The organism is Kitasatospora sp. NPDC057518 (assembly GCF_042802075.1).
GTDB lineage: Bacteria > Actinomycetota > Actinomycetes > Streptomycetales > Streptomycetaceae > Kitasatospora.
On the sequence record NZ_JBHVEU010000060.1, the window covers coordinates 1 to 21,483 of the forward strand.

The window sequence follows — 21,483 nt, forward strand, 5'->3', positions numbered from 1 at the left end:
GGGGGGGCGGCGCGGGGCGCGGGGGGGGGGGGGAGGGGCCCACCCGGCCGCCGCGCCGCGGGCCTTCGCACCGCGGGCGGCGCGGTGACGCTGGCCGTACTGGCCGGTTCCTGGTCCCTGGCGGCGGCCCCGCCGGCCTTCCCCCAGACCGGCGACGGCACGGTGGCGGTCCACGTGATCCGGGCCGTGGACACCGACGGTGTGTGGACGCCCGGGCTGGAATCGGGCATGGCGGGCGTGAAGGTGACGCTCACCGACGAGGCCGGGGTCTCCATCGAGGGCACCACGGCGGCGGACGGCACGGTGACGCTGGCGCCGGCCGCGAGCAAGCTGACCGGCGGCAAGTACCGCGTCCAGGTGGTGAACCCGAAGCCGGGCGTGCTCTACCCGGCCTTCGCCTCCCGCGAGGGTCTGGACGGCGGGCCGAACAAGCTGAGCTCCAACGAGGAGTTCGTCGACCTCTCCGGCGGCAAGAAGGTGGAGATCACCACGGGGCTCTGGAGCCCGGGTGACTACTGCCAGAAGAACGCGCCGCTGGTGTCGACCTGTCAGAACCCGCCCCAGGACGGGGCCGCCCAGCACACGCTGGTGTCCTTCCCGTACGAGTCCCGGGGCACGGCCGGCACCGGCTTCACCCTGACCGACGTGGCCACGGCCGGGCAGACCGGCAACCTGTACGGCATCGCCTGGAACAAGGCCGACAAGCGGGTGTTCTCCTCGGCCCAGGCCAAGCGGACCACCGCCTACGGCCCCGGCGGCCCCGGCGGGATCTACGTCACCGACTGGGCGACGAAGAAGACCACGCTGTTCGCCACCGTCCCGGACGCGGGCACCACCCCGCACGGCCCGGGAAACGACGACGGCTTCCTGGCCCCGGTGGGCAAGGAGAGCCTCGGCGGCATCAAGATCACCGACGACGGCAAGGACCTCTTCGTCGTCAACCTGAACGACCGCAAGCTCTACCGCTACGACGCCACCGCGGCGACGGCGGCCGCGCCCAAGGCCGCCTACGCCATCCCGGACCCGGGCTGCCCGGCGCCGGGGGACTGGCGTCCGTACGGCCTCGGCATCCAGGACGGCACCGGCTTCCTCGGCGGCGTCTGCTCGGGCGAGTCCACCGGCAAGGCCACGGACCTGCGCGCCGTGGTGCTGCCGTTCGACCTGTCCACCGGCGCGTTCAAGCCGGCCGTGCTGAACCAGCCGCTCGACTACCCGCGTGGCACCACGGTCGGCGGCCCGTGCCCGGGCACCGCCTGGTTCCCGTGGCAGGACACCTTCCCGACCTCCCAGAACGGCCAGGCCTGCGGGGCCAGCTACCTGGCCAACCCCGAGCCGGCGGTCGCCGAGATCGCCTTCGAGACCGACGGCTCGATGCTGCTCGCCTTCCGGGACCGCTTCGGCGACCAGTCGGCGGCCAGCCCGACGGGCAACGTGATGTCCAAGGTCCTGCCCGGCGGCGACCTCCTCAAGGCCTGCCCGGAGAACGGCACGTACGTGCTGGACACCAACCTGGGCTGCGGGTCCAAGGCCCGGGGCCAGCGGTTCTTCGACAACGCCCGGATCGGCCACAACAACCCGGCCAACGCCGGGATGGCGTTCTCGAAGGTCGAGGACTCCATCGTGACCTCGGGCTACGACAGCGACAGCCAGGCCTACGGTTACGGCAGCGCCTTCCAGAAGCGCGACGGCAAGGCGGACGGCGGCGTGCGGCTCAACACGGCCCCGGGCATCCCGCCGTTCGGCAAGGGCGCCGCGATGGGCGACCTGGAGGTGCTCTGCGACCAGGCGCCCCTCCAGATCGGCAACCGGGTCTGGTACGACCCCGAGCGCAGCGGCCTCCAACTGCCGGGCCAGAAGCCGGTTCCGGGTGCCACCGTCCACCTGTACGACGAGTCGGGGAAGCTCGTCGGCACCACCAAGACGACCAAGCGCGGCGAGTACTACTTCGACGACAGCAACGTCGACGGCGGCCTCAAGCCGAGGACCAAGTACACGATCAAGCTGGACAACCCGGCGGACTACGCCAAGGACGGCCCCCTCTTCCAGTGGGTGCCGACCGACCACGACGTCGGTGACAACCACTTCATCGACTCCAAGGGCATCGTTCCGAAGGACGGCAAGTTCCCGGAGCGGGCGCTGACCACCGGCGGCCCCGGCGAGAACGACCACACCTACGACTTCGGCTTCCGGCTCCAGGAGGGCGCGCTGCGCCTGGTCAAGCACGACCAGGACGGCAAGCCGCTGGCCGGCGCCAAGTTCCAGCTGTGGCACGAGACCAACGGGACCGACGGGCTCCAGCCGACCGGCGACAAGCCCGACACCAAGGTCGGTGAGCCCTGCACGACCGGCGCCGACGGCATCTGCCAGGGCACCGGCGTGCCGGGGACGTACTACTGGCAGGAGCTGAGCCCGCCGGACGGCTACGCGGCGCCGGAGGTCACCGTCTTCGGCCCGCTGAAGCTGACCTCGGCGAACCTCGACACCGGTGTGGAGGTGACGGCCGTCAACAAGCTGATCCCGACGCCGACACCGACGCCCACCCCGACCGAGACGCCGACCCCGGCGCCGACGACGGCGGCCCCGGTGCCGCCGGCCCCGGCGCCCCCGGCGTCCGGGCACCTGCCCAACACCGGTGCGGGTGAAGGGATGCCGATCGTGTTGACCAGCGCGGCGGCGCTGATCGCCCTCGGCACCGCCACGGTGCTGGTGGCCCGCAGGCGCAAGGCCGCCCAGCGCGGCTAGGTGCGTGCCCCGGCGTCGGCCCGCAGACGCGAGTTCGACGACAGGCCTTAGGCCCCGGACGGGGTGTTCGTACCGGGCCCGGTGCGGGGAGACCGGCACCGGGCCCGAATCGGGCGGGTTCGTGGGACCGTTGGTCCCCGGGCCCGCCCGACTGTCGTGTCCGACCGAGGAGAGGGAGCGGCTGCATGCCCCGCAAGACGAAGGCCGACGGCCGCGGGCCCCGGCGGTCCCACTGGCTCAAGGCCCTGATCGCGATCGTGGTGTGCGGCGCCGCGGCGGGCGGCGTGGCCGTCTACCGGACGGTCTCCGACGAGGCCGTCGAACGCCCGGTGACCACCGACGAGGCCGGCCGGCTCGCCCTGTCGCGGCTGAACCTCTACCAGGCGAGCCCGGTGGCGGTGACGCTGACCGCCGAGGAGGGCGGGGGCGTCACCATCCGGGTCGACGGGGTCGTCGACTACCGCAACCACCGGGGGGTCGGCCGCTACCGGACCACCGGCGCGAGCGGGGCGCTGGACCACGGCCTGATCGTCTGGGACACCGGCGGCCTCGGGCTGGCCCCCGACCAGGCCGGCACCGCCCCCGCCACCGACGCCCCCGCCTGGGAGCAGGCCGAGCGCATCCCGCGCCAGGGCTGGTCGCCGCGCACCTACACGGCGGATCCGCTGGACGCCGGACTGAACCTGCTGGTCCAGCTCGGCGCGGACCGCCCCGACAACCCGCTGCTGCTCGCCCAGTCCGGGGCCCGCTGGCTGGGCCGGGACCGGATCGACGGCAAGGGCTACGACCGCTTCGCCGGTCCGCGCGCCCAGGGGGCCGCGCCCGACGGCGCCCGTTCGCCGCTGACCTACTGGGTCGACGGCGACGGCGGGCTGCGCCGGGTGACGATGCGGATGCCGGGGCTGGGCACCCCCACCACCGTCGAGCTCGCCGGACGGCAGCCGGACGCCAAGCTGCCCGAGGCCCCGTGGCTCACCGGCTGACCGGCGCACCGGTCGGCCGGCTGACCGGTTGACCGGGCGACCAGGCCGGCCCGGTACGGCCGGAAGCCGCAGGACAGGGCGGTCAGCCGTACAAAAATCGTTGGTGAGGCAGCAATAGCTTCATCATCTTCCGTTCACCCGGACCCGGCTGCCAGCATCGGCGCACCGTCACCGCCCGAGGGAGTAGCCGATGAACCGCCCCCGTTCCCTGCGCTGTCTGGCCGCACTGTCCCTGGTCGTCCTGGCCGCCACCGCCTGCGGGCGCTCCGACCAGGGCGGCTCCCCGGCCGCCGGCGCGGCCCAGGCCGCGCAGAACGCCGGGAAGAGCGCCGCCGAGCTGCTCCCGGCGAAGAACAAGCAGAGCGGCGTGCTCAGAGTCGCCACCTCCGTCGGCTACCCGCCGATGGAGATGTACAAGCCCGGCACCACCGAGCTGACCGGGGTCGACCCGGACCTCGCCGCCGCCGTCGCCGGGAGGCTCGGCCTGAAGCTGGAGCTCGCCAACTCCTCCTTCGACGGCCTGATCCCCGGCCTCCAGGCCGGCCGCTACGACCTGGTGATGTCCTCCATGACGGACAGCGCCCAGCGCCGCCAGGCCGTCGACTTCGTCGACTACTTCCGCACCGGCGGCGTGATCATGACGAAGAAGGGCAACCCCGAGGGCATCAAGTCCCTGGAGGACCTCTGCGGCAAGAAGGTGGTCCTCGCCAAGGGCAGCTCCAACCTGGAGATCGGCGAGCAGCAGAACGCCAAGTGCGCCACCAAGATGGCGATCTCGCAGAGCGAGGACGCCCCGACCGGGCTGCTCCAGCTGGACAGCGAGCGGGCCGTGGCCACGATCGTGGACTACCCGGTGGCGCAGATGTTCGTGCAGAACAGCGGCTCCTACGAGGTGCTGCCGGACCAGTACGGGACGGCGCCCTGGGGCATCGCGGTGGCGAAGAAGGACTCCGGGCTGCGCGACGCGGTGCAGAAGGCGCTCCAGGAGCTGATCGAGAGCGGCGAGTACCGCAAGGTGCTGGACACCTACCAGGTCGGCGGCAGCGCGGTGGAGCGCGCCACCGTCAACGCGGCGCAGTGAGAACGGCGGCACCGACGAGATGAGCACCGACATGAGAGACCCCGCGATGCCCGCACCGGCCGGCCGAGTCCCGACCGCCGAGACCGCGGCCGACGACGACCTGGCCTTCGAGGTCACCGGCCGGCCCCGCCCGGCGCGCTGGTTCGCCGTTCTGGCGGCGGCCTTCGTCGCCGTCTGGCTGGCCTGGACGATCATCGTCAACCCCAACCTGCACTGGGACATCGTCGCCCGGTACCAGTTCGACGGCGTGATCCTGGAAGGGCTCTGGGTGACGGTCCAACTCACCCTGATCTCCCAGGTGGTGGGCATCGTCATCGGCGTGGTGGTCGCGGTGATGCAGCTGTCCGACAGCCCGGTGCTGCGGACCACCGCCGGGGCGTACACCTGGTTCTTCCGCGGCACCCCGCTGCTGGTCCAGCTGATCTTCTGGTTCAACCTGGCGCTGCTCTTCCCGGAGATCAGCATCGGCATCCCGTTCGACGGGCCCAAGCTGGTCAGCTGGCAGTCCAACACCCTGATCACCGGCTTCGTGGCGGCGCTGCTCGGCCTGTCGATCAACGAGGGCGCCTACATGTCCGAGATCGTCCGGGCCGGCATCCAGAGCGTCGACCCCGGGCAGCGCGAGGCCGGCGCCTCGCTCGGCATGTCCAACCGGCAGATCCTCACCCGGGTGGTGCTGCCGCAGGCGATGCGGGTGATCATCCCGCCGTTCGGCAACCAGTTCATCTCGATGCTGAAGACCACCTCGCTGGTCTCCGTCATCGCCGGCGCCGACCTGATGACCGTCTCCCAGCACCTCTACCTCGCCAACTTCGAGGTGATAGCGCTGCTGATCGTCGCGTCCCTCTGGTACCTGGTGCTCACCACCATCGCGAGCGTCGCCCAGCACGCGGTGGAGCGGAAGTTCAACCCGGCCGGCGCTCCGCCGGCCCTGCACCGCCGGGTGCTGGCCAACCTGCGGCCGGGGCGCGGCGCAGCACAGAAGCGCGTGAAGAAGGGGGAGGGCAAGTGACGGGTACGGATCCGGCGAAGCCGACCGCCGAGGTGGTCCTGTCGGCCCGGAAGGTGCGCAAGCACTTCGGGGACCTGGAGGTGCTGCGCGGCATCGACCTGGAGGTCCGGGCGGGGGAGGTGCTCTGCGTGATCGGCCCCTCCGGCTCCGGCAAGTCCACCCTGCTGCGCTGCTTCAACCACCTGGAGAAGATCGACGCCGGGCGGATCGAGGTGGACGGCGAACTGGTCGGCTACGAGCCGCACGGCGCCTCCGGCAGCAGGCTGCGCGAGCGCCGGCCGCGCGACATCCGCCACCAGCGCGAGCGGATCGGCATGGTCTTCCAGCGCTTCCACCTCTTCCCGCACCGCACCGCGCTGCAGAACGTGATGGAGGGCCCGATCGCGGTCAAGGGGCGCCCGCGCCAGGAGGCCGAGCGCCGGGCCCGCGAGCTGCTCGCCCGGGTCGGCCTGGCCGACCGCGCCGACCACTACCCGGCCCAGCTCTCCGGCGGCCAGCAGCAGCGGGTGGCGATCGCCCGGGCGCTGGCCATGGAACCGACCCTGATGCTCTTCGACGAGCCCACCTCCGCGCTCGACCCGGAGCTGGTCGGCGAGGTGCTCGGCGTGATGCGCGACCTCGCCCGCAGCGGCATGACGATGATCGTCGTCACCCACGAGATGGGCTTCGCCCGCGAGGTCGCCGACCGGGTCGTCTTCATGGACGAGGGCGCCGTCGTGGAGGCCGGCAGCCCGGCCGAGGTGTTCACCGCCCCGCGGCACGACCGCACCCGGGCCTTCCTCTCGACGGTGCTCTGATGGGAGCGACAGGACTGATGGGAGCGGACGTGACCACGACCCCGGCCGACCTGCTGCTGCGCGGCGGCACCCTGGTGGACGGCACCGGGGCGCCCGGCCGCGCGGCCGACCTCGCCGTCGCGGGGGGCCGGGTCACCGTCCTGCCGCCGGGCACCGCGGTGGCCGCGGCCGAGACGCTGGACGTCACCGGACGGGTCGTCACCCCCGGCTTCATCGACGTCCACACCCACTCGGACGCGCTCGCCGCCCCCTTCGGCGGCGGCACCCACACCGACGGCGACGCCCTGGACGAACTGCGGCTCGCCCCGCTGCTCCAGGGCGTCACCACCGAGATCAGCGGCAACTGCGGGATCAGCCTGTTCCCCGCCCTGCCCGAGCGGCTGCCCGAACTGGCCGGGCACCTGCGGGTCTCCTTCGGCCTCGGGCCGGTGCTGCCCGCCGAGGACTTCGACGCCTTCGCGGCCGGCCAGCGGCCCGAACTGCGCCGCAACCACATCGCCTCGCTGGTCGGCCACGGCACGCTGCGCGCCGGGGTGATGGGCTTCGAGGACCGCCCGCCCGCCCCCGAGGAGCTGGCCGCCATGTGCGACCTGCTCGACCGGGCGCTGGCCCAGGGCGCGGCCGGCCTCTCCACCGGCCTGATCTACCCGCCCGGCGTCTACGCGGACACCGAGGAGATCGTGGCCCTGGCCAAGGTCGCCGCGCGGCACGGCAAGCCGTACGTGACGCACCTGCGCGACGAGATGTCCCAGGTGGAGAAGGCCCTGGAGGAGGCGCTGGAGATCGCGGTGCGCTCCGGCGCGGCGCTCCAGGTCTCCCACCACAAGACCGCCGGGCGGCACGCCTGGGGCGCCACCCTGCGCACCTTGCCGCGCCTGGAACAGGCCCGCGCCGACGGCGTGGACGTGCTCTGCGACGTCTACCCGTACACCGCCGGCAGCACCGTGCTGCACGCGATGCTGCCGCCGTGGACCAGCGAGGGCGGGCCGGCCGCCCTGCTGGAGCGGCTGCGCAGCAAGGAGGTGCGGGACCGGATCCGGGCGGACATCGCGAACGGCGTCGAGGGCTGGGAGAACACCGTCGGCAACGGCGGCTGGGACCTGATCTCGGTCGCCGCCGCGCCCGCCCGCCGTACCGCCGAGGGCCGCCGGATCGCCGACCTGGCCGCCGAGCGCGGCGCCGACCCGGTCGACTACGTGAGCGACCTGCTGCTGGAGGCGCAGGGCGAGGTGACCATCATCAGCCACTCGATGCGCGAGGACGACGTCCGCCGGGTGCTGGCCAGCCCGCTGTCCATGATCGGCTCGGACGGCGTGCCCAAACCCGGCCGCCCGCACCCCCGTTGGGCGGGCAGCTTCGCCCGGGTGCTCGGCCACTACGGGCGCGAGCAGGGCCTGCTGCCGCTGGAGCTCGCGGTGCACAAGATGACCGGCCTGCCCGCCGGGCGGTTCCGGCTGGCCGGGCGCGGGGTGGTCCGGGACGGCGCCGTCGCCGACCTGGTGGTGCTGGACCCGGCGGCCGTCCTGGACGGCGCGACCTTCGAGCGGCCGCTGCTGGCGCCGGCGGGCGTGGAGACCGTCGTGGTGGCCGGCCGGGTCGCGGTGCGCGGCGGCCGGCCGACCGCGAGCCGGGCCGGAGAGGTGGTGCGGGTCCGATGAGCCTCGCCCAGGTGGCCGCCGCCGCGCGCAGCTCGGCGGCGCTCCCGCTGACCCTCGCGGTGGCCGCCGTCGACGTGGACGGCGGCGAAGCGGTCGGGGTGGACGACACCGTCGTGCTGCCCGTCGCCAGCGCCTCCAAGCTGCTGCTGCTCGCCGAGGTCGCCCGGCGGCTGGACAACGGGGAACTGGCGGCCGGGCAGCCGGCGGCGATCCTCCCCGAGGACGTCACCGGCGGCACCGGCCTGCTCGGCCGGCTCAGCCGCCCCGGCTGGACGGTGGAGGACCTGGCCTGGCTGACCGCCGCGGTCAGCGACAATACCGCCACCAACGCCCTGCTGCGGCTGGTCGGCCTGCCGGCCACCGCGCGGCTGGCCCACGACCTCGGGCTCGAGCGGCTCACCCTGCACGACCGGGTGCGCGACGAGCGCGGGCCGGACGTCCCGCCGGTCTTCGCCACCGGCACCGCCCGCGACCTGGCCCGCCTGGTGGCCCTCGCGGTCCGGGGCACCATGGCCACCCCGGGGGCCTCGGCCCGGCTGCTCGGCTGGATGCGCGCCAACACCGACCACGGGCTGGTGCCCGCGCTGATCGACCACGACCCGTACGCCCCCGGCTTCCCCGAAGCGCTGCCCGGCCGCCTGCTGGTGGCCAACAAGACCGGTACGGACACCGGGGTGCGGGCCGACGCGGGCGTCATCGTGGGCGCCCGGCGGGTGGCCTACGCGGTCGTCGCGCACTGGGACGTGGCGCTCGGGCCCAGCACCGAGCGGGCCGCCGTGCACGCCATCCGGGACGTCGGCGGCGCCCTCGCGGCCTGGGCCCAGCGGCCGGCCTGACGGGCTCCGGGCCGGGGAGGTCAGGCCCAGCGCATGTCGAGCAGCGACCTGATCTCCCCGGCGGCGGCGCCGAGTTCGGCGAGGAAGGACCGCAGCACCGGGTTGCGGTTGGTGGTCCGGGTGGCCACCCCGATCCGGCGGTGCAGCTGCGGATGGTCCAGCCGGCAGACGTGCACCCCGGCGCTGTCGGCCAGGCCGAGCGCCGGGATCAGCGCGACGCCCATGCCGGCCCGCGCGAGGTTGATGGTCACCTGGTAGTGGTCGCTGCGGCAGCGCACCCGGGGGCGGAACCCCTCGGCCGCGCAGGCGCGTTCGAGCACCGGCTCGCCGGTGCTGCCGCCGTGGGTGCCGATCCAGCTCTCGCCCTCCAGCTCGGCCAGCCGCACCAGCGAGCGCCGCCCGAGCCGGTGCCGCAGCGGCACCACGACCAGCTGCGGCTCCTCGAAGTACATCCGCACGTCCACCGCCGCCTGGCGGCACCACGGGTCCAGCGGGTGCTCGAAGACGACGGCCGCGTCCAGCCGGCCGGCCTCCAGGTCCGGGACCAGCTCGTGCGGCTGGCCCATGATCAGCTCCAGCTCCACCTGCGGGTTCGCGGCGGAGAACGCGGCCAGCGCCCGGGGCAGCAGGTCCAGCCCGGCGGAGGCGAAGAAGCCGATCCGCAGCACCCCGGCCGCGCCCTCGGCGTGCGCCCGCAGGTCGTCCTGGGCGACGGCCATCAGATCGGCGATCGCCTGGGCGTGCTCGGCCAGCCGGACACCCGCGGGCGTCAGGCGCAGGGACTGCGGAGCCCGTTCCACCAGCGCGACACCCAGCTCCTGCTCCAGGCGGGCGAGCTGGTGCGAGATGGCGGACGGGCTCAGGTGCAGGGCCTGCGCCGCGGCCACGATGGTGCCCCGGCGGGCGATCTCCAGGAGGACGTGCAGTCGGGCGCTGTTCAGCATCGGCCCAGGTTAGACGGCATGCGACCGCTGCGCAGCCACCGGTTCCCCGAGGCCGTCGCCGGCGGCCACGTCCAGCCGGAGCAGGTCGTGCTCGGTCTCCCGGCGCACCACCAGGCGGGCCTCGCCGTTGCGGACGAAGACCACGGCGGGCCGCGGCAGCTTGTTGTAGTTGGACGCCATGGCGTAGCCGTAGGCGCCGGTCACCGGGGTGGCCAGCAGGTCGCCGACCCGCAGGTCGGCGGGGAGTGCGGCGTCGTCGATGATCACGTCGCCGCTCTCGCAGTGCTTGCCGACCAGCCGGGCGTGCCCCGGCCGGGGCGCCTCGGGGCAGCGCGGCAGGAAGGCCTCGTAGCGGGCGCCGTACAGCGCCGGGCGCAGGTTGTCGCTCATCCCGCCGTCCACGCTGACGTACGTGCGCACGCCCTCGATCCGCTTGACGGTGCCGACCCGGTACAGCGTCAGCCCGGCCCGGGCGGCGATCGAGCGGCCGGGCTCGACGCCCACCTCGCCGCTCCAGCCCGCGCCGCGCACCGCCGCGCGGACCCGCTCGGCCCAGACCGCGAAGGAGGGGGCGCTCTGCCCGCTCAGGTAGGCCACGCCCAGGCCGCCGCCGACGGTCAGCCGGCGCAGTCCGTGCTCCACCGCGAACCGGGCCACGGCGGCGGCGCCGTCGGCCAGCTCGGCCGGGTCCAGCACCTGGGAGCCGACGTGGGCGTGGACGCCCTCCAGCCGTACGGCGGCGGAGCCCCGGGCGCGGCGCACCGCGGCCGCGGCGGCGCCGTCGGCCAGGCCGAAGCCGAACTTGGAGTCGTGGCCGCCGGTCTGGATGGCCTGGTGGGCGCCGGCCGCGACCCCGGGCGCCACCCGCAGCTGGACCCGGGCCGGGGGCAGGCCCTCCTCGCGGTGCAGCCGCTCGATCCGGTCCAGCTCGTCGAAGCTGTCCACCACGATGTGGCGCAGGCCGACGGTCAGCGCGGTGCGCAGCTCGGCCTCGTCCTTGTTGTTGCCGTGCAGCACGATCCGGTCCGGGTCGACCCCGGCGTACAGCGCGGTGCGCAGCTCGCCGCCGGAGGCGACGTCCAGCAGCAGGCCCTCCTCGGTGGCGAGGCGGGCCATCGCGGTGCAGAGGAAGGCCTTGGAGGCGTAGGCGACGTTGCCCCGGCCGAAGGCGGCCACCGCCTCCCGGCAGCGCCGGCGCAGGTGCTCCTCGTCGTAGACGAACAGCGGCGTGCCGTACCGGCGGGCCGCCTCGTCCAGGAGCACGCCGCCGACGGCCAGGCCCTCGGGGCGGAACTCGGCGGTGAGCGGCAGCAGGCCCGGGTCGACGGGCGGCAGGGCCGGGTCGAGGGGCGGCAGGGCTGGGGACACAGGGGACAAGGCTTCCTCCCGGCAGGCTGGTTGGCCCCGCCCATCCTCGGCCCTGCGGGAGGGGGTGAGAAAGCGCATTCTTCCGGCCCTGAGCAGTACCGAAACCGATGCTCCCGGCCCGGGTCACGGCTCTGTCCCGACTGTTGCATCTAAGCTTGCATCTATGGTGCTACGGTGTGGTCCATGGCCGACACCCCGCCCCCCGCCCGCGTCCCGGCCGCGGACCGCGCGTACGACCTGACCAAGGACCTCATCCTCGGCGGCGGCCTCCCCGGCGGCACGCTGATCAGCGAGGGCGAGATCGCCGAGCGCGCCTCGCTCAGCCGCACCCCGGTCCGGGAGGCCTTCCTGCGGCTGCAGGCCGAGGGCCTGCTCCAGCTCTTCCCCAAGCGCGGAGCCGTGGTGGTGCCGGTCGGCCCCGGCGAGGCCGAGGACGTGCTGGAACTGCGCGAGGCGCTGGAGAGCACCGCCGTCCGCCGGATCACCCGCCGCCCCGACGGCCTCGACGCGCTCGTCCGGCAGCTGTCCGAGCTGATCGACCAGCAGCGCGAACCCGCCCGCCGGGCCGACCTCGGGGCCTTCGCCGACGCCGACGAGGCCTTCCACCGGGGCATCGTGACGGCCTCCGGCAACGAGCTCGCCGAACGGTTCTACGGGACGCTGCGCGACCGCCAGCGCCGGATGGCCGTCCAGCTGCTCCAGGTGCAGCCGGAGGGGCAGCGGCAGCGGCTGGCCTCGCTGGTCGAGGAGCACACCGTGCTCGTCGAACGGATCGCCGCCCGCGACGCCGAGGGCTTCACCGCCGCCCTGCGCGCCCACCTGGACGCCCACCGCGCCGTCACCGACCGCTGACCTTCCCCCATCGCGCGCCGACGCGTTCGCGCACCGACGGGCGTTTCGCGCGCACAGCCCCGACGGACCGCCGGGACCTCCCATCCGACAAGGAGCAGCACCACCATGAGCACCACCCGGCCACCGTCCGCCGGTCCCGTCGCACCCTCCGGCCGGGGGCGGCCGTGGCTGCTCGCCGCCCTGGCCATGTTCTGCTGCGGGTGGGGCGGCAACCAGTTCACCCCGCTGCTGCTGATGTACCGCCACCTCGGCGGCTACTCGGAGGTCACCGTGGACGCCTTCCTGGGGGCGTACGTCCTCGGGCTGGTCCCCGGACTGCTGGTCGGCGGCGCCGCCTCGGACCGCTACGGGCGCCGCCCGCTGATGATCGGCGCGGTGGCCGCCTCGCTCGCCGCCAGCGGGGTGCTGTGCGGCGGCGTGACCGGTGAACTCCCCATCTACGCCGGGCGGTTCCTCACTGGCATAGCCGTCGGCATCGCGATGGCCGTCGGCACCAGCTGGGTCAAGGAGCTCTCCCAGGCCCCGCACGACCCGACCGCCGACCAGGGGGCCGGCGCCCGCCGCGCCTCCCTCGCCCTGACCCTCGGCTTCGGCCTCGGCGCCGGGGTGGCCGGCGTGCTCGCCCAGTGGGGCCCCTGGCCGATGGTCACCCCGTACCTCGCCCACCTGCTGGTCACCCTGCCCGCGTTGTTCCTGCTCCCGAAGGCCGTCGAGACCCGGGCGCGGGCGACCGCCGCCGTCCGCGGCCTCTGGGCCGACCTCAAGGTCCCGGCGGCCGGGCACCGGCGCTTCGTCCGGGTGGTCCTGCCGATGGCCCCCTGGGTGTTCGGCTCGGCCGGCGTCGCGTACGCGGTGACCCCGCAGCTGGTCGGCGACCGGCTCGGCCACTGGTCGCTGGCCTACGCGACCCTGCTGACCGTCCTCACCCTCGGCACCGGCGCCCTCGTCCAGCCCTTCGCCAAGCGCCTGGACTCGCTCTCCTCGGCGCGCGGCGTCATCGTCTCCATGGTGCTGATGGCCTGCGGCATGGCCGTCTGCGCCGCCGACGCGGCGCTGCGCTCCCCGCTGCTCGGCCTGGCCGGCGCGGTCCTCCTCGGCGCCGCCTACGGCATCGGGGTGGTCTCCGGCCTGCTGGAGATCCAGCGCATCGTCACCCCCGACGACCTGGCCGGCATCACCGGCGTCTACTACGCGCTCTGCTACTCCGGCTTCCTGCTCCCCGCGGTGCTCGCGGCGCTCTCCTCGCTGGCCTCCTACACCGTGATGCTCAGCGTGGTGACGGCCCTCGCCCTCGCCAGCCTCGCCGTGATCACCCTCTCCTCCCGCCGCACGGCCCCCGCCGAGGCCTCCCGCTGACCCCACCACCGCCGCCGCCCCCGCCCATCCCCGGGCGGGGCGGCGGCCTGCTGTCAGACCTTGGCGTCGTCCTTGGGGCGGGCGTGGGCGGGGAGGCCGTTGGCGAGGTCCTCGACCAGGAGGCGCCAGGCGATGGTGTCGGCGGCGGCCCTGAGCCGGGGGCTGCGGGGGCGGCCGGCGTCGGCGTCGAGGCGGGCGTTGAGCCAGTCGGACCAGGCGCCCGCGAGGGTGCGGACCTCGTGGGTGCCGGCCTCGGTGGGGGAGAGGCGGTCGCCGTCGCGGCGGAGGTAGCCCTCGGCGGCCATCCGGTCGAAGACCGGTTCCAGGACCTCGGGCGGTACCCGTTTGCGGGCGGCGATGAGGTCGAGCGAGGCGTGGCCGACGGCCTTCTTGTGGCCGGCCACCTCCATCAGCGCCCAGGCCCCGGCGAGGTCCACCCGGGTGTCGGCGCCGGAGACGATGGTGCGGACGGTGTCGAGGTCGACCCCGCGGACGATCTTGCAGACCGAGTACTCCAGGTGCGGGTCGGAGTCGGCGGTGGTCGGCTGGGCGAAGCCCTCGCCCATGTCGGTGGAGCCCGCTCTGGCGGTGTCGCGCAGTTGCACCTGTTTGAGGAAGAGCGCCACCACGAAGCCGACCACGGCCACCGGGATGGTCCACAGGTACACGGTGTGCAGGGCGTCGGAGTAGGCCTGGACGATCGGCGCGGCCTGGTCGGCCGGCAGGCGGTGCAGGCCCTGCGGGCTCTCCGCCGCGTGGGCGAGCACGGCCGGGTCGGCGCCGGTGAGCCGGGCGGCGGTGCCGATCCCGTGGGCGAGTTCGGTCTTCAGGCTGTTGGCGTAGATGGTGCCGAACACGGCGGTGCCGAAGGAACTGCCGATGGTGCGGAAGAAGGTCACCCCGGAGGTGGCGGTGCCGAGGTCGGCGTAGTCGACGGTGTTCTGCACGGCGATGGTGAGGACCTGCATGCTCAGCCCGATGCCGGCGCCGAGCACGAACATGTAGAGCGAGGCCAGCGCGGTGCCGGTGCCGGGTTCCAGCCGGGAGAGCAGGTAGAGGCCGACGGTCATCACCGCGGTGCCGACGATCGGGAACAGCCGGTACTTCCCGGTCTTGCTGACGGCGTTGCCGCTGCCGACCGAGGCGATCAGCAGACCGATCACCATCGGCAGCGTCCGGACGCCGGAGACGGTCGCCGAGTCGCCGTCCACGTACTGGAGGAAGGTCGGCAGGAAGGTCAGCGCGCCGAGCATGGCGAAGCCGACGATGAAGCTGAGCACCGAGCAGACCGTGAACACCGGGTTGCGGAACAGCCGCATCGGCAGCATGGGTTCGACGGCCCGGGTCTCCACCCAGCAGAACAGGCCGAGCGCCAGCGCGCCGCCGACGAACAGGCCGATGATCACCCCGGAGCCCCAGGGGTACTCGTTGCCGCCCCAACTGGTCGCCAGGATCAGCGCGCCGGCGCCGACCGCGACCAGCACGATGCCCAGGTAGTCGACGACCGGGCGGGTCGCCGAGCGGACCGAGGGGATGGTCCGGGCGGCCGCGGCGACCACCACGACCGCGATCGGCACGTTGACGTAGAACGCCCAGCGCCAGGACAGGTGGTCGGTGAACAGCCCGCCCAGCAGCGGCCCGATCACCGTGGCCACGCCGAACACCGCGCCGATCGCGCCCTGGTACTTGCCGCGCTCGCGCAGCGGGATGACGTCCGCGATCAGCGCCATGGCGGTGACCATCAGGCCGCCCGCGCCGAGGCCCTGGACGGCCCGCCAGGCGATCAGCAGGGTCATGTTGGTGGACAGGCCGCACAGGAACGAGCCGCCGACGAAGACGATCGCCGAGATCTGGAACAGCAGCTTGCGCCCGTACAGGTCGCCGAACTTGCCGGCCAGGACGGTGGCCACCGTCTCGGCCAGCAGATAGGACGTCACCACCCAGGACATGTGCGCGGCCCCGCCGAGGTCCGAGACGATGGTGGGCAGGGCGGTGCCGACGATGGTCTGGTCGAGGGCGGCCAGCAGCATGCCGAGCACGATGGTGGCGAAGACGACGTTCCGCTGCCGGACGTCCAGCACCGGAGGGGCGGAGGGCGGGGTCTCGGTGGCGACGGTCATGCCGTCAGCCTCCGGGGTGCGGGCGGCGGCCGCGATCCGGTTCGGCCGTCCGGGTGAGGCCGGGTGACGGCGGCCCGGGCAGCCTTCCCGGCCGAGGCCCGGTCGAGGCCCGGCCGGTGACCCGGTGGCGGCCCCGGTGGCGGCCCCGGACGGGCCGGGCGACGATGAGCCGGACGAAGCCGAGCGAATTCGAACGAATCTGATTCGAAGCCGGTCGAAGCCGACCGACGTTCGTCCGGGTGCCACGACGCCCCGGCCCCCGGGAAGGGGCTCCCATGAACGCCGACCCCCCGCGCAGCACCGCGCACCCGGCGCAGCCCGGCGCCACCGCCGTGGGCGGCCGGGCCGCCGCCCGTCGCTGGCGGGCGCTCGCGGTCTGCCTGGTCGCCGGCTTCATGACCCTGCTGGACGTCAGCATCGTCAACGTCGCGCTGCCGACCGTACGGGCCGGGCTGCACATGTCCGACAGCGGCCTGCAGTGGGTGCTCAGCGGCTACGCGCTGGCCTTCGGCCTGGTGCTGGTGCCCTCCGGGCGGCTCGGCGACGCGCGCAGCCGGCGGGCCGTCTTCCTCGCCGGGCTCGCCCTGTTCACCGTGGCCAGCGCGCTCGCCGGGGCGGCGCAGAGCCAGGAGTGGCTGGTGCTGGCCCGGCTGTTCCAGGGCGCGGCCGGCGGGGTGCTGGTGCCGCAGGTGTCCGGCTTCATCCAGGTGCTGTTCCAGGGCCCCGAGCGCGGCCGGGCGTTCGGCGCGCTCGGCGCGACGATCGGGCTGTCCACCGCCGTCGGGCCGCTGCTCGGCGGGCTGCTGATCCACGTGGTCGGCCCGCAGGACGGCTGGCGCTGGGTGTTCCTGGTCAACCTGCCGATCGGCGTCGCCGCGCTGCCCGTCGCCTACCGGCTGCTCCCCGCGCCCCCGCCCGCCGGCGACCGGGCCGGGCACCGGGACTTCGACCCGGTCGGCGTGCTGCTGCTCGGCGCCGGGACGGTCTCGCTGCTGCTGCCGTTCGTCCAGGCGCAGCAGTGGCACGGCCCGACCCGCTGGCTGCTGCTGCCGCTGGCGGCGGTGCTGCTCGCCGCCTTCGTCGGCTGGGAGCTGCACTACGGGCGGCGGCGCGAACCGCTGGTGAGCATGGCGCTGTTCGCGGTGCGGCCGTACGCGGCGGGGGTGCTGCTGTCGCTGGTGTACTTCGCCGGGTTCACCGCGATCTTCTTCATCTTCACGCTCTACCTCCAGGCGGGCCTGCACTACTCGGCGCTGACGGCGGGCCTGGCGATCACGCCGTTCGCGGTCGGCTCGGGGGTGTCCGCGGCGGTGGGCGGGCGCCTGGTGAGCCGGCTGGGGCGGCGGCTGGTGGTGGCCGGACTGGTGCTGGTGCTGGCCGGGCTGCTGGCCTCGGCGCTCGCGGTGCAGCTGTGGTCGGGGCCCCGGGTGGGCTGGACGACGGCGCTGCCGCTGCTGGTCGCCGGGGTGGGCAGCGGACTGGTGATCGCCCCGAACCAGACGCTGACCCTCCAGCAGGTGCCGGTGGCCCGGGCGGGCAGCGCGGGCGGGGTGCTGCAGACCGCGCAGCGGGTCGGCTCGGCGGTGGGCATCGCCGTCGTCGGCTCGGTGTTCTTCGCCCATGCCGCGGGGCCCCGCCCGGACTGGTCGCTGGCCTTCCAGCTGGGTGTGACGGTCGCGGCCGGGCTGGTGCTGGCGGCGCTGCTGGTGGCGGTCGCCGACCTGGCCTCGGGCCGGGGCGGCCGGCCGTAGGAGCGCACCGGGCGGCCGTAGCGCGCCGGCCGGGCGGCCCGGCGCGCGGATCGGCCGTCAGCGGTCCCGGCGGTGGTCCCGTCAGTGGTCCCGGCGGTGGACGGCGGCCGCCGCGACGGCGACCGAGGCCAGCGCCCACACCGCGTAGGTGGTCCAGGCCCCCGTGACGGTGGCCGGGTACTCGGACGGCCGCAGGCCCGTCAGGGTGGTCCGGGCCAGGCGCTGCCAGGCGGACAGCGGCAGGGCGTGCAGCAGGTCGGCGCTCCACCGGTAGCGCTCGGTGACCAGCGAGGGGATGAAGAACAGCACCACGACGGTGCCCACCACGGCCCCCGCGCTGTGCCGGATCAGCGCGCCGAGGCCGAGTCCGACCAGGGCGCAGACCGGGCCGAACAGCACTGCCGCCGTGATGTACCGCAGCGCGGCTGGGTCCGTGACGGACTGCCCGATGCCGGTCCCGGACAGGACCGCCTGGCTGATGCCGAAGGAGGCGCCGACGGCGAGCACGCCGTAGCCGGACAGGACGGCGGCCAGCACGCAGGCCTTGGCGGCGAGCACCGCCCGGCGGTCGGGCACGGCGGCCAGGGTGGTGCGGATCAGCCCGGTCGCGTACTCGCCCGTGATGACGAGCGCGCCGAGGCCGCCCGCGACCAGCATCAGGATGTCGGCGGAGGCGGCACCGAAGGCGTTGTTCAGCGCCACCTGCGCCATCATCACCGGGTCGTCCTCGCCCGGCGTGTAGTGGTCGCGGGTGTACAGCGCGGACTTGAGGCCGGCGGCGACGATCGCCAGGGCGCTGAGGCCGAGCACCCAGGGGACGGAGCGCAGCGACCAGAACTTGATCCACTCGGCGGCCAGCAGGTCGCCGAACCGGGCGCGCGGCTCGGCGGCGCGGGTGTCGGCGCGGGTGCCGGTGCGGGGGTCGGCGGGAACGGTGCCCAGCGGGGTGTTCGAGGAGGTGTTCAACGGGGCTCTCCGGCGGGGTACTCGACGCTGTCGGCGGTCAGGTCCATGAACGCCTCCTCCAGGGAGGCGCCCCTGGGGGTCAGGGCGTGCAGCAACAGGCGGTGCTCCAGGGCGAGTTCGCCGATCCGGGTGGCGTCCACGCCGGTCGCCGCGAGGGCGCCGTCCGGGCCGGGCCGCACGGCGGCGCCGGCCGCCGTCAACACGGCCGCCAGCCGGTCGGGTTCGGCGGCCCGGACGGTGACGGTGCCCCGGCCGGCCCGGGCGGCGAATGCGGACAGGCTCTCGTCCGCGAGCAGCCGGCCGCGTCCGACCACCACCAGGTGGTCGGCGGTGTGCTCCATCTCGGCCATCATGTGGCTGGAGACGAAGACGGTGCGCCCCTCGGCGGCGAGCCGGCGGAACAGCCCGCGCACCCAGAGCACGCCCTCCGGGTCCAGCCCGTTGAGCGGTTCGTCGAAGAGCAGCACCGGCGGGTCGCCGAGCAGCGCGCCGGCGATGCCGAGCCGCTGCCTCATGCCCAGCGAGTAGCCGCCGATCCGGCGCCCGCCCGCCTCAGCGAGCCCGACCTCGTGCAGCACCTGCTCGACCCGGGCGGCCGGGATCGCGTTGGTGCAGGCGAGCGCCCGCAGGTGGGCCCGGCCGGTCCGCCCGCCGTGGGCGTCGCCCGCGTCGAGCAGCGCGCCGGCGTGCCGCAGGCCGCGCGGCCTGCCGCGGAAGGGGCGGCCGTCGACGGTGACGGCGCCGGAGGTGGGGGCGCTCAGGCCGAGGACCAGCCGCAGGGTGGTGGACTTGCCGGCGCCGTTGGGGCCGAGGAAGCCGGTGACCCGGCCGGGCCGGACGGTGAAGGAGAGACGGTCGACGGCGGTGCGGACGCGGTGGCCGCGGCCGTAGCGCTTCGTCAGCTCGGTGACTTCGATCATGGGCTCCACGGTGCCCGTCCGGCCCGTACGGCAGCATCGGACCGGCGTCGACAGTGCCCGTCACCCCCGGCCGTACAACCACGGCTGGATGACGGCCTCGCCGGACCGTCGTTACGATCTTGGACCATGTCATCGACGCCCTCCCCGCCGCTGCTCCGGCGCGTCCCGCCCGAGGTCTGGGTCGGCCTCGCCTGGTGCGTGGCCGCCGGCTACCCCGCCGTCCGGCTCGGCGGCGACGCCTCGCAGCACCCCGGCGCCGCCGCGCACGGCGGCTGGGCGTTCACCCTGGCCGACACGGTGGTGGCCTTCGCGGGCGCGGCGCTGGTGCGACGGCTGCCGGTGCTCTCCGTCGTCCTGCTGCTGATCGCCGCGTTCACCGAGACCGACGGGTGGGCCGGCGGCGCCCAGGTGCCGCCCGGCGCGCTGCTCGCCGTGGACGTCGCGCTCTGCCTGATCACCGCGACCCGGCCGCGCCGCACCTCGCGGGCCGCCTTCACGCTGGTGATGGCCCTCCTGGTGGCGCACATCGGCATGGTGCACGGCAACACGGTGGGCATCTTCACCGGCACCCACATCGGCTCGGCCGACGGCGCCGCGCTGCTCGCGCTGGTCGCCTGGCTGGTCGGCCGCTCGGGGCGGCAGAACCGGGAGCACGCGGCGGCGCTCGGCGCCCGGGCGGCCGAGGAGGCGGTCACCGCCGAACGGCTGCGGATCGCCCGCGAGATGCACGACACCGTCGCGCACAGCCTCGGCATCGTCGCCCTCCAGGCGGGCGCCGCCCGCCGGGTGATCGACCGTCGGCCGGAGCGGGCCAAGCAGGCGCTGGGCGAGATCGAGGCGGCCGGGCGGGACACCCTGGCGGCGCTGCGCAGAATGCTGGTCGCGCTGCGGGAGGCCGACGGCGAGGCCTCGGCCCCGGTGCCGCAGGGCCTGGCCGACCTCGACCGGCTGGCCGGGGCGACCACCGCGGCCGGGGTGCGGGTGGAGCTGCGGCGGCGCGGCGAACCGGGGCCGCTGCCGCCGGAGGTGGACCTCGCGGCCTTCCGGATCGTCCAGGAGTCGGTCACCAATGTGGTGCGGCACGCGGACACCGACGCCTGTGTGGTGGCGGTGGACCACCGGACGGCGGGGGAGCTGTCCGTCGAGGTCACCGACCGGGGCCGGGGCCTGGGTCCGGTCCGGGGGGCCGGCGGCGGGTTCGGGCTGGCCGGGCTGCGGGAGCGGGTCGCCCTGCTGCGCGGGGAGTTCGAGGCCGGGCCGCTGCCCGGGGGCGGCTTCCGGGTGGCCGCCCGGCTGCCGGTGCCGGTGGCGGTATCGGTGTCGGTACCGGGCTCGTCGGGTTCGTCGGGCTCGTCGGGTTCGTCGGCCGGGGAGGCGGGCGCGTGATCCGGGTCCTGCTGGTCGACGACCAGCCGCTGGTGCGCGCCGCGCTGGAGATGGTGATCGCGGAGACGGCGGACGTCGAGGTGGTCGGCGAGGCCGGCACCGGGGCGGAGGCCGTCCGGCTGGCCGCCGAACTGCGGCCGGACGTCGTGGTGATGGACATCCGGATGCCCGGCATGGACGGCATCGAGGCGACCAGGTTGGTGACCGCCGACGGCGGGCCGACCAGGGTGGTGGTGCTCACCACCTTCGACGAGGACGAGCACGTGTACGCGGCGCTGCACGCCGGGGCGTCCGGCTTCCTGGTCAAGGACATGGCGCTGGACGACATCCTCGGCGCGGTGCGGGTGGTCGCCGCCGGGGACGCGCTGATCGCGCCGGGCGTCACCCGGCGGCTGATCGGGGCGTTCGTCGGGGGCCGTCCGTCGCGGTCGGGGCCCGGCGGGCCCGGCCAGGGTGCCCGGGGTGTCACCGCCGCCGCCGGGGTCGCCGCCGAGCGGCGGCTGGCGGCGATCACCGGGCGCGAGCGCGAGATCCTGACCCTGGTCGGCCGGGGCCTGTCCAACACCGAGATCGCCGCCGAACTGGTGCTCAGCATCGCGACCGTCAAGACCTACATGACCCGGCTGCTGGCCAAGCTCGACGCCCGGGACCGGGTGCAGCTGGTCATCCTGGCCTACGAGGCGGGCCTGGTCTCGGTGTCCGGCTGACCGG

17 protein-coding genes are annotated in these 21,483 nt (G+C 74.8%); 12 read left to right on the top strand and 5 right to left on the bottom strand.

From position 1 onward, the window contains the following. Positions 1 to 84: 84 nt before the first annotated feature. From ACFU7Z_RS08995 to ACFU7Z_RS09025, 7 genes are all read left to right on the top strand, one after another. On the top strand, positions 85 to 2,742 hold the full coding sequence (locus ACFU7Z_RS08995) for an SdrD B-like domain-containing protein (RefSeq protein ID WP_380777076.1): 2,658 nt from the start codon (positions 85 to 87) through the stop codon (positions 2,740 to 2,742). Between the two features lie 185 nt (positions 2,743 to 2,927). Next, positions 2,928 to 3,725, top strand: coding sequence for a hypothetical protein (locus tag ACFU7Z_RS09000; protein WP_049654642.1), 798 nt, complete (start codon positions 2,928 to 2,930; stop codon positions 3,723 to 3,725). Positions 3,726 to 3,915: 190 nt separating this feature from the next. Further along, the gene (locus ACFU7Z_RS09005; RefSeq protein ID WP_380777077.1) at positions 3,916 to 4,806 is read left to right on the top strand and encodes an ABC transporter substrate-binding protein; all 891 of its coding nucleotides are present in this window, start codon (positions 3,916 to 3,918) and stop codon (positions 4,804 to 4,806) included. Positions 4,807 to 4,837: 31 nt separating this feature from the next. Next, positions 4,838 to 5,818 carry an amino acid ABC transporter permease gene (locus tag ACFU7Z_RS09010; protein ID WP_234348503.1) on the top strand — a complete coding sequence of 327 codons (981 nt, stop codon included), beginning with the start codon at positions 4,838 to 4,840 and terminating at the stop codon, positions 5,816 to 5,818. Next, positions 5,815 to 6,615: an amino acid ABC transporter ATP-binding protein gene (locus ACFU7Z_RS09015; RefSeq protein ID WP_380741473.1), complete on the top strand. Its 801-nt coding sequence runs from the start codon at positions 5,815 to 5,817 to the stop codon at positions 6,613 to 6,615. The genes ACFU7Z_RS09010 and ACFU7Z_RS09015 overlap by 4 nt, the downstream gene beginning before the upstream one ends. Before the next feature lie 29 nt (positions 6,616 to 6,644). Further along, the gene (locus ACFU7Z_RS09020) at positions 6,645 to 8,273 is read left to right on the top strand and encodes an amidohydrolase family protein (RefSeq protein ID WP_380777078.1); all 1,629 of its coding nucleotides are present in this window, start codon (positions 6,645 to 6,647) and stop codon (positions 8,271 to 8,273) included. Further along, on the top strand, positions 8,270 to 9,109 hold the full coding sequence (locus ACFU7Z_RS09025; RefSeq protein WP_380777079.1) for a serine hydrolase: 840 nt from the start codon (positions 8,270 to 8,272) through the stop codon (positions 9,107 to 9,109). The genes ACFU7Z_RS09020 and ACFU7Z_RS09025 overlap by 4 nt, the downstream gene beginning before the upstream one ends. 20 nt (positions 9,110 to 9,129) lie before the next feature. On the opposite strand, the gene ACFU7Z_RS09030 is transcribed toward ACFU7Z_RS09025, so the two are convergent. Beyond that, positions 9,130 to 10,053 carry a LysR family transcriptional regulator gene (locus tag ACFU7Z_RS09030; RefSeq protein WP_049660390.1) on the bottom strand — a complete coding sequence of 308 codons (924 nt, stop codon included), beginning with the start codon at positions 10,051 to 10,053 and terminating at the stop codon, positions 9,130 to 9,132. A 9-nt stretch (positions 10,054 to 10,062) separates the two neighbouring features. Then, positions 10,063 to 11,421 (bottom strand): diaminopimelate decarboxylase, encoded by a 1,359-nt coding sequence (lysA, locus tag ACFU7Z_RS09035; RefSeq protein ID WP_375875714.1) that lies wholly within the window; start codon positions 11,419 to 11,421, stop codon positions 10,063 to 10,065. 183 nt (positions 11,422 to 11,604) lie between these two features. On the opposite strand from lysA, the gene ACFU7Z_RS09040 reads away from it, so the two are divergent. Further along, positions 11,605 to 12,273 (top strand): GntR family transcriptional regulator, encoded by a 669-nt coding sequence (locus ACFU7Z_RS09040; protein ID WP_380777080.1) that lies wholly within the window; start codon positions 11,605 to 11,607, stop codon positions 12,271 to 12,273. A gap of 105 nt (positions 12,274 to 12,378) precedes the next feature. Beyond that, complete coding sequence (locus tag ACFU7Z_RS09045) at positions 12,379 to 13,629, top strand: MFS transporter (RefSeq protein WP_049653802.1); 1,251 nt, start codon at positions 12,379 to 12,381, stop codon at positions 13,627 to 13,629. A 53-nt stretch (positions 13,630 to 13,682) separates the two neighbouring features. Here the strand turns inward: ACFU7Z_RS09045 and ACFU7Z_RS09050 are convergent, their stop codons facing one another. Next, positions 13,683 to 15,749 (bottom strand): MDR family MFS transporter, encoded by a 2,067-nt coding sequence (locus ACFU7Z_RS09050; protein ID WP_380777081.1) that lies wholly within the window; start codon positions 15,747 to 15,749, stop codon positions 13,683 to 13,685. Positions 15,750 to 16,024: 275 nt separating this feature from the next. Between ACFU7Z_RS09050 and ACFU7Z_RS09055 the strand changes: the two genes are divergently transcribed. Then, complete coding sequence (locus tag ACFU7Z_RS09055) at positions 16,025 to 17,500, top strand: MFS transporter (protein ID WP_053112161.1); 1,476 nt, start codon at positions 16,025 to 16,027, stop codon at positions 17,498 to 17,500. Between the two features lie 81 nt (positions 17,501 to 17,581). On the opposite strand, the gene ACFU7Z_RS09060 is transcribed toward ACFU7Z_RS09055, so the two are convergent. Together ACFU7Z_RS09060 and ACFU7Z_RS09065 are read right to left on the bottom strand one after the other, a co-directional pair. Then, positions 17,582 to 18,466 (bottom strand): ABC transporter permease subunit, encoded by an 885-nt coding sequence (locus tag ACFU7Z_RS09060; RefSeq protein ID WP_380777082.1) that lies wholly within the window; start codon positions 18,464 to 18,466, stop codon positions 17,582 to 17,584. Next, the gene (locus tag ACFU7Z_RS09065) at positions 18,463 to 19,386 is read right to left on the bottom strand and encodes an ATP-binding cassette domain-containing protein (RefSeq protein WP_380777083.1); all 924 of its coding nucleotides are present in this window, start codon (positions 19,384 to 19,386) and stop codon (positions 18,463 to 18,465) included. Before ACFU7Z_RS09065 ends, ACFU7Z_RS09060 begins: the two co-directional genes overlap by 4 nt. 126 nt (positions 19,387 to 19,512) lie before the next feature. Between ACFU7Z_RS09065 and ACFU7Z_RS09070 the strand changes: the two genes are divergently transcribed. Together ACFU7Z_RS09070 and ACFU7Z_RS09075 are read left to right on the top strand one after the other, a co-directional pair. Further along, positions 19,513 to 20,772 carry a sensor histidine kinase gene (locus ACFU7Z_RS09070; protein ID WP_380777084.1) on the top strand — a complete coding sequence of 420 codons (1,260 nt, stop codon included), beginning with the start codon at positions 19,513 to 19,515 and terminating at the stop codon, positions 20,770 to 20,772. Positions 20,773 to 20,822: 50 nt separating this feature from the next. Further along, entirely contained in the window at positions 20,823 to 21,479 is a 657-nt protein-coding gene (locus tag ACFU7Z_RS09075) for a response regulator (protein ID WP_380777089.1), read from the top strand. Positions 21,480 to 21,483 lie beyond the last annotated feature (4 nt).

Coding starts and splice junctions, on each gene's coding strand:
- ACFU7Z_RS09000 (WP_049654642.1), top strand. CDS start 2,928: ATGCCCCGCAAGACGAAGGCCGACGGCCGCGGGCCCCGGCGGTCCCAC.
- ACFU7Z_RS09005 (WP_380777077.1), top strand. CDS start 3,916: ATGAACCGCCCCCGTTCCCTGCGCTGTCTGGCCGCACTGTCCCTGGTC.
- ACFU7Z_RS09010 (WP_234348503.1), top strand. CDS start 4,838: ATGAGAGACCCCGCGATGCCCGCACCGGCCGGCCGAGTCCCGACCGCC.
- ACFU7Z_RS09025 (WP_380777079.1), top strand. CDS start 8,270: ATGAGCCTCGCCCAGGTGGCCGCCGCCGCGCGCAGCTCGGCGGCGCTC.
- ACFU7Z_RS09030 (WP_049660390.1), bottom strand. CDS start 10,053: ATGCTGAACAGCGCCCGACTGCACGTCCTCCTGGAGATCGCCCGCCGG.
- ACFU7Z_RS09040 (WP_380777080.1), top strand. CDS start 11,605: ATGGCCGACACCCCGCCCCCCGCCCGCGTCCCGGCCGCGGACCGCGCG.
- ACFU7Z_RS09045 (WP_049653802.1), top strand. CDS start 12,379: ATGAGCACCACCCGGCCACCGTCCGCCGGTCCCGTCGCACCCTCCGGC.
- ACFU7Z_RS09050 (WP_380777081.1), bottom strand. CDS start 15,749: ATGACCGTCGCCACCGAGACCCCGCCCTCCGCCCCTCCGGTGCTGGAC.
- ACFU7Z_RS09055 (WP_053112161.1), top strand. CDS start 16,025: ATGAACGCCGACCCCCCGCGCAGCACCGCGCACCCGGCGCAGCCCGGC.
- ACFU7Z_RS09065 (WP_380777083.1), bottom strand. CDS start 19,386: ATGATCGAAGTCACCGAGCTGACGAAGCGCTACGGCCGCGGCCACCGC.
- ACFU7Z_RS09070 (WP_380777084.1), top strand. CDS start 19,513: ATGTCATCGACGCCCTCCCCGCCGCTGCTCCGGCGCGTCCCGCCCGAG.
- ACFU7Z_RS09075 (WP_380777089.1), top strand. CDS start 20,823: ATGGTGATCGCGGAGACGGCGGACGTCGAGGTGGTCGGCGAGGCCGGC.